This window comes from Pseudomonas coleopterorum (assembly GCF_900105555.1).
Taxonomy (GTDB): Bacteria; Pseudomonadota; Gammaproteobacteria; order Pseudomonadales; family Pseudomonadaceae; genus Aquipseudomonas; species Aquipseudomonas coleopterorum.
In genome coordinates, this window is sequence record NZ_FNTZ01000001.1 from 2,124,309 (window position 1) to 2,136,140 (window position 11,832).

An 11,832-nucleotide genomic window follows, 5' to 3' on the forward strand; every position below is an offset into this window, starting at 1 on the left:
TCATCGACTCCAGGCCGAGTGCGGCTGGCGACTGCGGTGCAACAGCAGCAGCACCACGAAGGAAAACACCAGCATGGCCCCGGCCAGCCAATGGGCCTGGGCATATTCCATGGCTTCGACATGGTCGAAGATCTGCACCGAGACCACCCGGGTCTTGTCCGGTATATTGCCGCCGATCATCAGCACCACGCCGAATTCACCCACCGTGTGGGCGAAACCCAGGATGCTGGCGGTAATGAAGCCAGGTTTGGCCTGCGGCAGCACGACGCTGAAAAAACTGTCCCAGGGACTGGCGCGCAGCGTCGCAGCGACCTCCAGCGGTCGCTCGCCGATGGCACTGAATGCGTTCTGCAATGGCTGAACCACGAACGGCATGGAGTAGATCACCGAACCGATCACCAGTCCGGTGAAGCTGAACACCACCGTACCCAGGCCGAGGGCCTGGGTGGCCTGGCCAATGAATCCATGGGGACCGAGCGCCAACAGCAGATAGAAGCCGATGACCGTCGGCGGCAACACCAGGGGCAGGGCGACCACCGCGCCGACCGGACCCCTCCAGCGCGAGGAGGTCCGGGCCAGCCACCAGGCGATCGGCGTGCCGACCAGCAGGAGGATCACGGTGGTCAAGGCCGCCAGCTTGATCGTCAGCCAGATAGCGCCCAGGTCGCTGGCATCCAGCGGCATCAGATCTGGTAGCCGTACGATTTGATGATCGCGGCGGCAGCCGGGCCTTTGAGGTACTGCATCAGCGCCTTGGCGGCTTCACTGTCGCGGCCTTTGTTGAGAATCACCGCGTCCTGCTTGATGGGATCATGCAGTTGCGCCGGTACGATCCAGGCAGACCCACTGGACACCTTGCCATCCTTGTAGATCTGCGACAGTGCCACGAAACCCAGTTCGGCATTGCCGGTGGACACGAATTGGAACGCCTGGGTGATGTTCTGCCCCTCGACCAGCTTGGCCTGAGTGGCTTGGGTCAGGCCCAACTTGTCCAGCACCTGGGTTGCCGCCAGGCCATAGGGTGCCGCCTTGGGATTGGCGATCGACAGATGTTGGTACTCGTTTTTCTTGAGCACCGCGCCGTTGGCGTCGACGTAGCCGGGCTTGGCCGACCACAGCGCCAGGGTGCCGGTGGCGTAGGTGAAACGCGAGCCGGGAACGGTCTCCTGCTCGCTTTCCAGCTTCGCAGGCGTGGTGTCGTCGGCGGCGAGGAATACCTCGAACGGCGCGCCATTCTTGATCTGCGTATAGAACTGACCGGTCGACCCATAGGCCGCCACCAGCTTGTGCCCGGTGTCGGTTTCGAAAGCCTTGGCGATGGCCTGGATCGGCGCAGTGAAGTTGGCGGCGACGGCCACTTGAACTTCGTCGGCATGGGCGGCATTGAATGCCAAAGCGGTACCGATGGCGAGCAGCGTGGTGGTGAACTTCATGTAGGCAGACTCTGCGGGAAGGAAGACCGTCGTATAGCAAAATATATAGCGTAATGCCAGCCTGATGCGCGGTGCCTCAGGCAGTGCGCAGACACTACCAGCTTCAGTCGTTGTCCGGATGACGCTCGCGGGCGAGCAGTTCGCGCTTGCGCTCGACCCCCCAACGGTAACCCGAAAGTCCGCCATCGGTACGTACCACCCGATGGCAAGGCACCGCTACGGCCAGGGCGTTCGCTGCACAGGCCCCGGCCACGGCGCGCACCGCGTTCGGCGCGCCGATGTTCGCCGCGACTTCGGCGTAACTGGCCGTGGTCCCCGGCTCGATCCTGGCCAGCGCCTGCCATACCCGTTGCTGGAACGCGGTGCCGCGGATGTCCAGGGGCAAGTCCAGGCCTGCCCTTGGCGCCTCGATAAAGCCCAGCACCTTGGCCACGATCGCTTCGAAGTCCGCGTCGCCTCCGACCAATGTGGCGTTGGGAAAGCGTCGCTGCAGATCGTCGAGCAAGGCTTGCGGCTCGTCTCCCAGCAGGATCGCGCACACGCCGCGTTCGCTGCAGGCCACCAGCACCGCGCCGAGGCTGCATTGGGCAAGCGCGAAGTGGATCGAAGCCTTGCTGCCACCCGCGCGAAAGGCCCCCGGGCTCATGCCGAGCATGCCATTGGCCGCCTCGTAGAAACGCCCGGATGAATTGAAGCCGCTGGCGTACAGGGTTTCGGTGACGGATTTGCCTTGAAGGAGCTGTTCGCGGACTTTCTCTGCTCGCCGGGCGTTGGCATAGCTGCGCGGCGTGAGGCCGGTCGCGGCCTTGAACACTCGGTGAAAGTGCCATGGACTCAAGCCAGCCTGCGCCGCAAGCTCGCCCAGTTCGGGCACGCCGTCGCTGGCCTCGATCTGGCGGCAGGCGGCGGCGATCAATTGGTTGTGAGGAGCAGAAGGGCTGGGCATGGCGCGATTCCATCGATCGTCGAGGCAGGCATGGTAGCGCCTGGTACCGGGGCTGACACTCCGTTGCTTGCGCTCAACCCGCCTTGCGCAGGGTGAAGTTGATGCGCTGCGGACCCATCACCGGGTGCACCCCCTCCTTGAGCGGCAGCACGCCATGGAAGCGCAGGCGATCGATTCCACCCCAGACCATCACGTCGCCGTGCAGCAGGGGCACCCGCAGCGGGCGATCGCTGCGCTGCAGGCCGCCGAGCTGGAACATCGCCGCAAGCCCTAAGGAAACCGAAACGATCGGCGCACCGTAGTCGCGCTCGTCGCGGTCCTGATGCAGCGACATCTTGGCGCCGGGCACATAGCGGTTGAGCAGGCAGGCATCGGGGCTGAAATCATCGAAACCGGCCGCTGCCGCCGCCTCCCGCGCCAGCGTATGCAACACGTCGGGCAGCGCTGGCCATGGTCGGCCGGTGAGAGGGTCGTCCCTGACATAGCGATAGCCTCTCGCATCCGTGCTCCAGCCGAACTGACCGCAATTGCTCAAGGCTACCGACATGGTGTGCCCGCCGGGCGTTTCCATGCGCCGAAAGGGGGCTGCCCTGAGTACCTCGCGCAAGGCCGGCAGGATCTCCTCAAGCCAGGGCAGGGCAAAGCCGCGCAGGACGAAGGTCTGCTCGCCCAAGGCCTCGCGGCGAGTGGGTTGCTGTGGATCGTCGAACAACGAGGACTGCATCGCTTTCAACCTTCGCCGCGCTGCCAGATCCCCCGGCCTTGCAGGCGCTGACGATCATGGGCCGCAGTGAAATCCTGCAGCGGCCCCTTGGGCACGATGCCCGTCGGATTGATGGTCGGATGGCTGGTGTAGTAATGGCCTTTGATGTGTTCGAAGTCGACCGTCTGGGCAATGCCGGGCCATTGGTACAGCTCGCGCAACCAGTTGGACAGGTTCGGGTAGTCGACGATGCGCCGCAGGTTGCATTTGAAATGCCCGTGGTACACCGCGTCGAAGCGGATCAGGCTGGTGAACAGCCGCCAATCGGCCTCGGTCAGGTACTCGCCGGTCAGGTAGCGTTGGGTGTCGAGGGTCGTTTCGAGGCGGTCGAGCTCGGCGAATACGTCATCGAAGGCGCTGGCATAGGCTTGCTGCGAGGTAGCAAAGCCGGCACGGTAGACCCCGTTGTTGACGTTGGGGTACACCGCTTCGTTGATGCGCTCGATGGCCGACTGCAGCGGTTCTGGATAGAGGTCCTGGCGGTTGCCGGTGATACCATCGAACGCACTGTTGAACATGCGAATGATCTCGGCCGACTCGTTGCTGACGATGCGATTCTGTTGCTTGTCCCACAGTACCGGCACCGTCACCCGGCCGGTGTACTGCGGATCGTCGCGGGTGTAGCGTTCATGCAGATACTGCACCGGCCCCAGGTGATCACCACTCGAACCGGTGTCGCTGTCGAACGTCCAGCCATGCTCGCCCATGTGCCAGCTCACCACCGATACGTCGATCAGCGTTTCCAAGGCCTTGAGCTTGCGTACGATCAAGGTTCGGTGGGCCCACGGGCACGCCAGCGAGACGTACAGATGGTAGCGGCCGGCCTCGGCCTTGAAGCCGCCTTCACCATCAGGCCCCGGCGCGCCGTCGTCCGTGACCCAATGGCGGCGCTTCGAAGTTTCACGCTCGAAGGCGCCGTCCTTGCTGCTTTCGTACCACTGGTCATGCCAGCGCCCTTCGATCAGCAAACCCATGTTCGTCTCCCCGATGCGTGTCCCCGAACTGTAGCACGGTGCCAACGTGTGCATTCAGGCGCACGGTCAGTACCGCTGCTACGGGATCGATCTACGCGGCCACGGCTTGGCAACCCCTGTAGCAGCGGCGCGAGCCGCGTCGGCGGTGCATGCGGTCTATCTGGCATGACCCAGCGCCCCTACAAGCGCTTCCTGCAAGCTTCCAGATCCCGCGCCGCCCACAGGGCGCGGGCTTCTTCGAACGCCTCTTCGTGGGAACTGCCCAATCCGCGCAGGGCCAGGGCCATGGTCGAGATCAATGCCAGTTCGCCGTAACTGTCCTGACGCTCGCCCTGCCAGAACTCGACCAGATGATGGCTTTCCAGGCTGGGCGGCTTGACGTGGCGCTGGGCGGCGAGGGCAGGCCATTCCTCGTCCCAGGGCAGGTGATCGCGGGTGCCATAGAGGTGGCTGGCGCTGTCCGGGTTGATCTCGATCTCGCCACCGTCGCCCTTGACCACGATCGCGGTGTCACCGAGCAAACCGCTGGCATCGCGGTGCACCGCCTGGTAGCCGGGGTGGAAGATGCTCTGCAGGCCACACTGCGCGCTCAACGGATTGAGAATCCGCGCCAGTGAATGAATGGGCGAACGCAGGCCCAGGCTGTTGCGCAGGTCGATCATGCGCTGCAGGGGCGCGGCCCAGTCCACCAGTGGCGCGAACGCCAGACCCTGTTGGTCCAGCGCCTGGCCTACCGCATCCCAGCCCCGGCACAAGGGAATGTTCAAGGTGCCGAGCAACTGCTCACTGTACAGTCGCCCGGCCGTGTGGGCGCCGCCGCCGTGCATGAAAATGCGCCGCCCGCTGGCGCCCAGGCACTTGGCGGCGAGCAGGTACCAGGGCAGGTGGCGCTTCTTGCCGGCGTAGGTTGGCCAGTCCAGATCGACGGCCAGGGCAGGCGCCTGCAAGCGCTCGCGCAGGGCAAGGGTAAATCCGGCCAGCTCCTCGGCACTTTCTTCCTTGTGCCGCAGCAGCATCAGGAACGCGCCCAGCTGCGCGTCTTCCACCTGGCCGTCGAGCAGCATGCCCATGGCTTCGCGGGCTTCTTCACCCGTGAGATTGCGCGCGCCGCGCTTGCCTTTGCCCAACGCCCGCACGAACTGGGAGAACGGATGTTCTTCGGGGGTTTCCAGGGTCAGTGCAGGGTAGTCGGTCATATGCAATTGGTCGGTTTGGGCAGGCCCGCCAGTTTCGCAGCGAGTTTGGCAGGAGTGCCGTTGAACAGGCGATTGAGGTGCAGGCTGTTGCCTTTTTCAGCGCCCAGTTGCTGCGCGACGTACTTGATCAGCGGTCGGGTAGCGGGCGAAAGCTGGTACTGCGCATAGAAGCTACGCAACAGTTCGATGATCTGCCAGTGCTCGGGGGTCAATTCAAGGCCTTCGGCACTGGCGAGGGCGGACGCAACCTCCGGGTTCCAGTCGTCGAGCGACGCCAGGTAGCCGTCCTGATCCAGCGCAATGTTCCGATTGGCGACGGTAAGCGTATTCATAGCCAGCTGTTGACCTTGTCATAGGCCAGGGTCAATTCGACGAACCCGGGGTAGTCGAGCAGTTCCACGGCGGGGTTGCCTGGCAGCGCTCGTGCTCGTGCGTCTTCGGCCAGGGCGAACACCACGACCTCGGCGCCGGATAGCGATGCCCAGGGCTCGCTGCCTGGTGTGAGGGCGTAGACCGCATCGCCAGTGAGCAGGATGGCGTCGTCGTGGCCCAGCAGGCGTAGGCAGCTGGGCAGGCGCTGGTCGCTGAACGGCGAATGCGACAGTACGTGAAGGGTACTCATTACAGGGTCACCACCAGGTCGAAGCGCGGCAGCAGCTCGCGCAGTTGCTCATCCGTTTGCGTCTGCGCGGCGACGGCCAGCGCAGCATGTGACAGGCCACGGCGGGCCAGGCTGGGGGCGCAGACGAACAACTCGTCGACACCGAACAACGGCAGCGCCTGCAGGTTGGCGGCGAGGTTCTTCTGTTGCACGGTATCGGGTGCCTGGGCGTCCGCCACTTGGTAGACCCCGTCGTCGAGAAACAGCATCGAAACCGGCAGGTCGTAGGCGCCGCCGGCCAGGGCGATGTCCAGGGCCTCGCGAGCGGCAGGGCCGGCCCATGGCGCCTGACGGCTGATGATCAACATGGATTTGGCCATTTCAATGACCTCCGAAGCTGACGAGCCGGTCTGCTTGCTGGGCGGCTTCGTGCAACTGTCCCAGCCCGGACAGCTGCCAGGGTTCGGTCAGGTTGGCGGCCGGACGTTGATAGCGGCGTGCTTCTTCTTCATTCAGGACGCCGCGTCGCAGGGCGGCGGCGATGCAGACCACCGCATCGACCTGGTGCTCGATGATGAAGGCGCGCCATTGCGCGGCCGTGTCGAATTCGTCTTGCGGGGTCACGACATTGCCGGACGCCGCGTGCACGCCGTCCTGATAGAAAAACACCCGCAGCAGTTGATGGCCCTGGGCCAAGACCGCCTGGGCGAACAGCAGCGCCCGCCGCGAGGCCGGCGAATGGGCGGGCGAGTAGACAGCGATGGCAAACTTCATGGGCGGCTCTGATGTGGAACTGTGGCCATGATAAAGGCTGCCTCTGCAAAAAGCCTAGCGACAAGCGCTGCACGGAGAATCCGCAAATACACGCAGCCCCCGGACGCGGCTCGCGCCGCTGCTACAGGGGTACGCGGTCGCTGTAGCAGCGGCGCAAGCCGCGTCGGCGGCGTATGCGGTGTGCCTGGATGAACGCGGTGAGGCCGGAACAGAGGTACGCGGTCGTCGTAGCAGCGGCGCAAGCCGCGTCGGCGGCGTATGCGGTGTGCCTGGATGAACGCGGTGAGGCCGTAACAGAGGTACGCGATCGGTGTAGCAGCGGCGCAAGCCGCGTCGGCGGTGTATGCGGTGTGCCTGGATAAACGCCGTGAGGCCGGAACAGAGGTACGCGATCGCTGTAGCAGCGGCGCAAGCCGCGTCGGCGGTGTGACAGCGTGCCGCAGTGTCGCCGCGCAGCGCTCTGGCCCGCAGGATGGCGGGCGTTTGCTGTCAAAGTCGTCATACCTCTTCATGTCGGCACGGTTTACAGCGCCCGCCAAGCTGCCTAAAATTCGTCCAAAGTGTTGGGATCTATTCGGTTCACAGCACGCTACCTATAAAAAAAGCCCGTCAAAGACGGGCTTTTTGCGTTTCTGATGCGCACTCATCGCTATCCGCCACCCACCGAGGCCTTTTTTCCATGCTCCGCCTGTTGCTGCTGTTGCTGTCCTATTGCTACAAACGCGTCACCACCAGCCTTGCTTCCATGCGTGATCAACGCATCGACAACGGCTACTCCACGTTCGAAGAAGTCGACGAAAGCGGACGCTGGTCCTGGCTGACGCTGCTGACCATCGCCGTGTTGAGCTTCTATATCCTCGGCAGCCTCGGCTTCTACGCCAAGGTACACATCTGGGACGCGCTGTCCGAAGACCAGAAGAGCATGGTCATCGAGTCGATGGCCGCCAACCAGCAGATGCTCTGAGTTGCGATCAGCGCTGCACCAACGGCTGCAGCGGATAGACACGATTGCGGCCCGAGGTCTTGGCCCGGTACAGCGCCTGGTCCGCGGCTTCGACCAGGTTCTGGGCACGCGCGTCCGGATCGTTGTTGCGCCACACGTGCACGCCGGCACTGATGGTCACGATGCCCAGATCGCTCCCAGCATGGGCAATGGCCAGTGCGCGCACGGCCAACAGCACCTTTTCAGCGACCTGCCAGGCCCCGGTTTCATCGCTCTCGGGCAGCAGCACCAGTATCTCCTCGCCGCCGTAGCGCACCACCAGGTCGCCTGACCGCCCCACGCAGCTCAGCACTGCCTGACCCACCGCCTTGATGCATTCGTCACCGGCGGGATGGCCATACAGGTCGTTGAAACGTTTGAAGTGATCGATGTCGAGCATGATGACCCCGAGCGGGCGAGCGTTGCGTCGAGCCCGGCCAATCTCGTCAGGCAGCGCCGCATCCAGTTGCCGGCGGTTCGCCAGGCCGGTCAAGCCGTCCTGCATCGCCAGCTTCTGCAGCGCGGCATGGGCATTGCGCAGTTCCGCCTCGGTACGCAGTCCATGGCGGATCTGCCGGATCAGGGTCATGGCGCAGAGCGCCAGGGCCATGCCAACCACCAGCACGAACGCAGCCGAGCGCAGCAAGTTCTCATACCAGCTGGCCAACAGGGCAGCCTTGGATTCAGCGGTCTCCAGCACCAGCGGGTAGGTGCGCAAGGCATGGTAGCTGTACATGCGCTCCACATCGTCCACCAGCGAGCGCTGCAGCAATGTGCCGTGATCGGCCTGAGGCAACATCTCGCTGAAGATCCTGCCCTTGGCCACGCTGCTGCCGATGACGTTCTCGTCGAACGGTCGGCGCAGCAGCAGGGTGCCATCCCTGAGCAGCAGGGCGATGACGCCGCGCTCGTCCAGATCGAAGCCTGCATAGAATTGATTGAAATAGTCCACTTTCAAGGTCGCCAGCACGACACCGGCGAACCTGCCGTCGGCGCCGGTCAAGCGCCGCGACACGGGAATCACCAAGGCGTTGGTGGAACGGCTGCGAATCACCGGGCCCACATGCACGCCAGGGTCTGGACTGCCCTGGTGGTAGCGAAAGTAGTCGCGATCAGCATTGTTCATTCCTGGCGGATCGACCGCGTTGGAGCTGGCGACCCAACGGCCATCGCTGTCGTAGATGAACAATCCCTGCAATTGAGGCAGCGAGCGTGTCCACCCCTGCATCAGGTGGCGCAGCCGCTGCACTTGAAGGGGTGCGGTGCCGTCCACCTGAATCCGCTCGATCAGCCCCAGCAGTACGGTATCCGATTGCTTGATGGTGTCTTCGGCATGCTGAGCCAGGGAGCGGGCCAGGTTCGAGGTGGTGATCTCGCTGACCCGTAAGGCCTGTGCTCGCGCAGTCAAGGTCTGCCAGGCGTCCAGGACGATGAGCGAGACCACCACCAGCCCCACGAACAGGATCGCCATGCGCTGCGCCGAACTGTTGGACTTCGAGGCGATTCGATACTGCGCTTCATCTGCCATCAGCGGCTTCTTTCTGGGCGTGTACCTGCAGTCTAGTGGGTTACGCTCGGCACACAACCATTGGCTGCGCTGCACGCCTGGCCGGTGCCTGCGGTTGTCATTACCTCAGGGCAGGTTGTACGATGACTTTGGTCATCATTGCTGCTGACTGCGTGGCGTCGTTGCGCCCCGTGGCGGTACGATAACAATACCAACGATGCAAACAGGAGGTTTCATGACACAGCCATCGACCCGCGACGTTCCCGTCTTGATCATCGGGGCACTGCTGCCCAGCCTGCAGGAGGCGGTGGAAACCCACTTCGATGCGACCCGTTTCTGGGAACTGCCGGATCAGAACGCCTGGCTTGCCCAGCACGGCGACCGAATCAGGGCCATCGTCACTTCGGGTGCCTTGGGCGCCAGCAGCGAAGTGATCGGCAAGCTGCCCAACCTCGAAGCCATTTTCAGCTTCGGTGTCGGCTACGATTCGATCGCCGTGGATGCCGCCCGCGACCGCGGCATCGTCGTGACCAACACGCCGGCCGTGCTGGATGACTGCGTGGCCGATACTGCCATGGCGTTGACCCTGGATGTCATGCGTCGTTACAGCGAAGCCGATCGTTTCGTGCGGGCAGGCAAATGGACCCAAGGCAAGTTTCCGCTGGCCAGCAAGATCGGCGGCAAGAAGATCGGCATCGTCGGCCTGGGCAACATCGGCGAGTCCATCGCCAAACGCGCAGCCGCCTTCGACATGGAAGTGCTTTACCACAACCGCAAGCCCAAGGCCGGCGTCAGTTACCACTACTACGCCGATCTGGACGCGATGATCAGCGATTGCGACGTGTTGGTTCTGGCGGTACCTGGCGGCAAATCGACGGAGGGACTGATCGATGCCAAACGTATCGGCTTGTTGGGCAGCAAGGGGTTTCTGGTCAATATCGCCCGAGGCAGCGTTGTCGATCAGTCGGCCTTGATCCAGGCGTTGCAGGAGAAACGTATCGCCGGTGCGGGTCTGGATGTCTACGAGGACGAGCCCAACGTGCCGCAGGCGCTCATCGACTTGCCCAACGTCGTACTGCTGCCACACCTGGCCAGCGGTACCCACGAGACGCGCCAGGCCATGGGTGATCTGGTGTGGAGCAACATCCAGGGTTATTTCCACGACGAGCGCAAGGTACTGACGCCCGTGGGTTGACCTCGGCGAACCCTGCGGCAGGCATGCAATGTGACCTGCCGTGATTCTTCCCTGCATGCGTCGAGCGCCTGATCGCGCTGCTCGACGCGAGCCGGGTCGCAGATCAGGCAGCGCCCGCCGTTTCACTGGGCTTGCTCGCCGCACGGCGCAGCGCGATGGGCGCACTGGGCAGGTGGATGTCCGGATTTGCCACGCCACTGGGCGACAACTCATGGGTCATCTCGAATTCCGCCCGCACCGACCAACCACAGATTTCGTTCGTGCATTGCAGGTAAGCCACGCGCAGGAACACATGCGTACCTTCGCTGGTGCGGATGCGCATCCTGTTCTTGCAGTGGGGGCATACCATCTTGTAAGTGCTCATTTTTCAAACCTTATGATCCGCGCGTGCTCTTGAAACCGAGACGTGCGAGTCAACTACAAAATTTAAGTAAGTCTTCCCTGAATGAATTGCTGGTGCTGCCTGCGTCTTGCCATTGCACAATGAGCGGATAAAAGGCTTTAAGTCCAAGTCGCCGCGTCATGTAGGAAATTTCGTTATGATGGATGTAAGTTGTAGGACTGCATCTTGAATATCCTTGATTTGAGAACTAGGGTTAATATTTATATGCAATTCGAATAAATTAATATACTCAAATTGAGTGGGTCAAGCGGAACTTATCAACGTGTGTACCTCTGAAGCAACCCAAGTGCTGGACCGGCTCAAGCACTTAATGGCAGCCCCCAACGATGCAGCACTGGCCAAGGCATTGAGCATCAGCCCGCAAACCCTGGGAAGTTGGCGCGCACGCGCCAGCATTCCCTATGCCTTGTGCATGGATCTTGCGCGCACCGATGGCATTTCTCTGGACTGGCTGTTATTGGGCCGTGGCGCCATGCTCTGCGAACCGCAAACCGTGTTGGAAGACGATGCGCTGATTGCGATTCTGACAACATTGCAGGGACTCGACGCCCAGGACCAACAGCACGTTCACAAGGTTGCACTGGATCGGAAATTGCTGCGCCAACTTCAGCGCGAAGTGGCAAGACTGCGTAATCACAGCTGAATCACGGACCTCTGAAACGACGCAGAATCTGTTCGATGTCCAGTTGCCGAATCCAGTTTCGCACCTTCAGGCTCAGTGGGATCACCAGCAGCGCGCAGCCAAACGCGGCAATGCCACACGTGAGCTGGGGTATGTGGTTTTCCGCCATTGGCGCGAAAAGCAGGCCGACGCCAATCGCCAGCAACAGATTGCACAGCCTGCGTTTTCCATTCCTTGCCGACTGTTGGCTGACCACCAGACACGCACCCAGTACCGCGCCTGCCAGGTGATCGAACGAGATCCAGAAAACGGACAGGTCCAAAGCCAGGTCTGATAGTGCCGCGGCGCGGGCGGCCAGCCCCTCATGATTCATGATCCGACCGTTTGCGTTTCGATTCCCCGGGCCGATGACCCATGGCAATGGAACGCTCCTTAT

At 62.7% G+C, this 11,832-nt stretch carries 16 protein-coding genes; 3 read left to right on the forward strand and 13 right to left on the reverse strand.

Annotation, left to right across the window (positions count from 1 at the left end; all coding sequences use genetic code 11):
* The 10 genes from modB to tusD form a co-directional block, all read right to left on the reverse strand.
* On the reverse strand, window positions 1-684 hold the full coding sequence (gene modB / locus BLV18_RS09545) for a molybdate ABC transporter permease subunit (protein ID WP_090358026.1): 684 nt from the start codon (window positions 682-684) through the stop codon (window positions 1-3).
* Window positions 684-1,433, reverse strand: a complete 750-nt coding sequence (gene modA, locus BLV18_RS09550) for a molybdate ABC transporter substrate-binding protein (protein ID WP_090358029.1) — start codon at window positions 1,431-1,433, stop codon at window positions 684-686. The genes modB and modA overlap by 1 nt, the downstream gene beginning before the upstream one ends.
* Before the next feature lie 103 nt (window positions 1,434-1,536).
* The gene (gene ada, locus BLV18_RS09555) at window positions 1,537-2,379 is read right to left on the reverse strand and encodes a bifunctional DNA-binding transcriptional regulator/O6-methylguanine-DNA methyltransferase Ada (RefSeq protein WP_090358031.1); all 843 of its coding nucleotides are present in this window, start codon (window positions 2,377-2,379) and stop codon (window positions 1,537-1,539) included.
* Between the two features lie 73 nt (window positions 2,380-2,452).
* Window positions 2,453-3,103 (reverse strand): DNA oxidative demethylase AlkB, encoded by a 651-nt coding sequence (alkB, locus tag BLV18_RS09560; protein WP_090358033.1) that lies wholly within the window; start codon window positions 3,101-3,103, stop codon window positions 2,453-2,455.
* A gap of 5 nt (window positions 3,104-3,108) precedes the next feature.
* Window positions 3,109-4,116 (reverse strand): glutathione S-transferase family protein, encoded by a 1,008-nt coding sequence (locus tag BLV18_RS09565; protein WP_090358036.1) that lies wholly within the window; start codon window positions 4,114-4,116, stop codon window positions 3,109-3,111.
* A gap of 179 nt (window positions 4,117-4,295) precedes the next feature.
* Window positions 4,296-5,312, reverse strand: coding sequence for a glycosyl transferase family protein (locus BLV18_RS09570; RefSeq protein ID WP_090358038.1), 1,017 nt, complete (start codon window positions 5,310-5,312; stop codon window positions 4,296-4,298).
* On the reverse strand, window positions 5,309-5,644 hold the full coding sequence (locus BLV18_RS09575) for a TusE/DsrC/DsvC family sulfur relay protein (RefSeq protein WP_090358041.1): 336 nt from the start codon (window positions 5,642-5,644) through the stop codon (window positions 5,309-5,311). The genes BLV18_RS09570 and BLV18_RS09575 overlap by 4 nt, the downstream gene beginning before the upstream one ends.
* On the reverse strand, window positions 5,641-5,934 hold the full coding sequence (tusB, locus tag BLV18_RS09580; protein WP_090358043.1) for a sulfurtransferase complex subunit TusB: 294 nt from the start codon (window positions 5,932-5,934) through the stop codon (window positions 5,641-5,643). Before tusB ends, BLV18_RS09575 begins: the two co-directional genes overlap by 4 nt.
* Window positions 5,934-6,293 (reverse strand): sulfurtransferase complex subunit TusC, encoded by a 360-nt coding sequence (tusC, locus tag BLV18_RS09585; RefSeq protein WP_090358045.1) that lies wholly within the window; start codon window positions 6,291-6,293, stop codon window positions 5,934-5,936. Before tusC ends, tusB begins: the two co-directional genes overlap by 1 nt.
* A gap of 1 nt (window position 6,294) precedes the next feature.
* Window positions 6,295-6,687 carry a sulfurtransferase complex subunit TusD gene (gene tusD / locus BLV18_RS09590; RefSeq protein ID WP_090358047.1) on the reverse strand — a complete coding sequence of 131 codons (393 nt, stop codon included), beginning with the start codon at window positions 6,685-6,687 and terminating at the stop codon, window positions 6,295-6,297.
* A gap of 679 nt (window positions 6,688-7,366) precedes the next feature.
* Here tusD and BLV18_RS09595 point away from each other — a divergent pair.
* Complete coding sequence (locus BLV18_RS09595) at window positions 7,367-7,651, forward strand: hypothetical protein (RefSeq protein WP_090358049.1); 285 nt, start codon at window positions 7,367-7,369, stop codon at window positions 7,649-7,651.
* A 7-nt stretch (window positions 7,652-7,658) separates the two neighbouring features.
* On the opposite strand, the gene BLV18_RS09600 is transcribed toward BLV18_RS09595, so the two are convergent.
* Entirely contained in the window at window positions 7,659-9,197 is a 1,539-nt protein-coding gene (locus tag BLV18_RS09600; RefSeq protein WP_090358051.1) for a sensor domain-containing diguanylate cyclase, read from the reverse strand.
* Between the two features lie 214 nt (window positions 9,198-9,411).
* Between BLV18_RS09600 and BLV18_RS09605 the strand changes: the two genes are divergently transcribed.
* Window positions 9,412-10,371 (forward strand): 2-hydroxyacid dehydrogenase, encoded by a 960-nt coding sequence (locus tag BLV18_RS09605; protein ID WP_090358053.1) that lies wholly within the window; start codon window positions 9,412-9,414, stop codon window positions 10,369-10,371.
* 103 nt (window positions 10,372-10,474) lie between these two features.
* Here BLV18_RS09605 and BLV18_RS09610 read toward each other — a convergent pair whose 3' ends face one another.
* On the reverse strand, window positions 10,475-10,735 hold the full coding sequence (locus BLV18_RS09610) for an Ogr/Delta-like zinc finger protein (protein ID WP_049859757.1): 261 nt from the start codon (window positions 10,733-10,735) through the stop codon (window positions 10,475-10,477).
* Between the two features lie 301 nt (window positions 10,736-11,036).
* Here BLV18_RS09610 and BLV18_RS09615 point away from each other — a divergent pair, with 301 nt between their 5' ends.
* Window positions 11,037-11,417 (forward strand): helix-turn-helix domain-containing protein, encoded by a 381-nt coding sequence (locus BLV18_RS09615; RefSeq protein ID WP_244156833.1) that lies wholly within the window; start codon window positions 11,037-11,039, stop codon window positions 11,415-11,417.
* Window position 11,418: 1 nt separating this feature from the next.
* Here BLV18_RS09615 and BLV18_RS09620 read toward each other — a convergent pair whose 3' ends face one another.
* On the reverse strand, window positions 11,419-11,817 hold the full coding sequence (locus BLV18_RS09620; RefSeq protein ID WP_090358059.1) for a hypothetical protein: 399 nt from the start codon (window positions 11,815-11,817) through the stop codon (window positions 11,419-11,421).
* Between the last annotated feature and the right edge of the window lie 15 nt (window positions 11,818-11,832).

Bases quoted from the DNA above. Each gene is read 5' to 3' on its own strand.
- modA (WP_090358029.1), bottom strand. From the start codon at position 1,433: ATGAAGTTCACCACCACGCTGCTCGCCATCGGTACCGCTTTGGCATTC.
- BLV18_RS09570 (WP_090358038.1), bottom strand. From the start codon at position 5,312: ATGACCGACTACCCTGCACTGACCCTGGAAACCCCCGAAGAACATCCG.
- alkB (WP_090358033.1), bottom strand. From the start codon at position 3,103: ATGCAGTCCTCGTTGTTCGACGATCCACAGCAACCCACTCGCCGCGAG.
- BLV18_RS09575 (WP_090358041.1), bottom strand. From the start codon at position 5,644: ATGAATACGCTTACCGTCGCCAATCGGAACATTGCGCTGGATCAGGAC.
- BLV18_RS09610 (WP_049859757.1), bottom strand. From the start codon at position 10,735: ATGAGCACTTACAAGATGGTATGCCCCCACTGCAAGAACAGGATGCGC.
- tusB (WP_090358043.1), bottom strand. From the start codon at position 5,934: ATGAGTACCCTTCACGTACTGTCGCATTCGCCGTTCAGCGACCAGCGC.
- BLV18_RS09565 (WP_090358036.1), bottom strand. From the start codon at position 4,116: ATGGGTTTGCTGATCGAAGGGCGCTGGCATGACCAGTGGTACGAAAGC.
- tusD (WP_090358047.1), bottom strand. From the start codon at position 6,687: ATGAAGTTTGCCATCGCTGTCTACTCGCCCGCCCATTCGCCGGCCTCG.
- BLV18_RS09595 (WP_090358049.1), top strand. From the start codon at position 7,367: ATGCTCCGCCTGTTGCTGCTGTTGCTGTCCTATTGCTACAAACGCGTC.
- BLV18_RS09605 (WP_090358053.1), top strand. From the start codon at position 9,412: ATGACACAGCCATCGACCCGCGACGTTCCCGTCTTGATCATCGGGGCA.
- ada (WP_090358031.1), bottom strand. From the start codon at position 2,379: ATGCCCAGCCCTTCTGCTCCTCACAACCAATTGATCGCCGCCGCCTGC.
- tusC (WP_090358045.1), bottom strand. From the start codon at position 6,293: ATGGCCAAATCCATGTTGATCATCAGCCGTCAGGCGCCATGGGCCGGC.
- BLV18_RS09600 (WP_090358051.1), bottom strand. From the start codon at position 9,197: ATGGCAGATGAAGCGCAGTATCGAATCGCCTCGAAGTCCAACAGTTCG.
- modB (WP_090358026.1), bottom strand. From the start codon at position 684: ATGCCGCTGGATGCCAGCGACCTGGGCGCTATCTGGCTGACGATCAAG.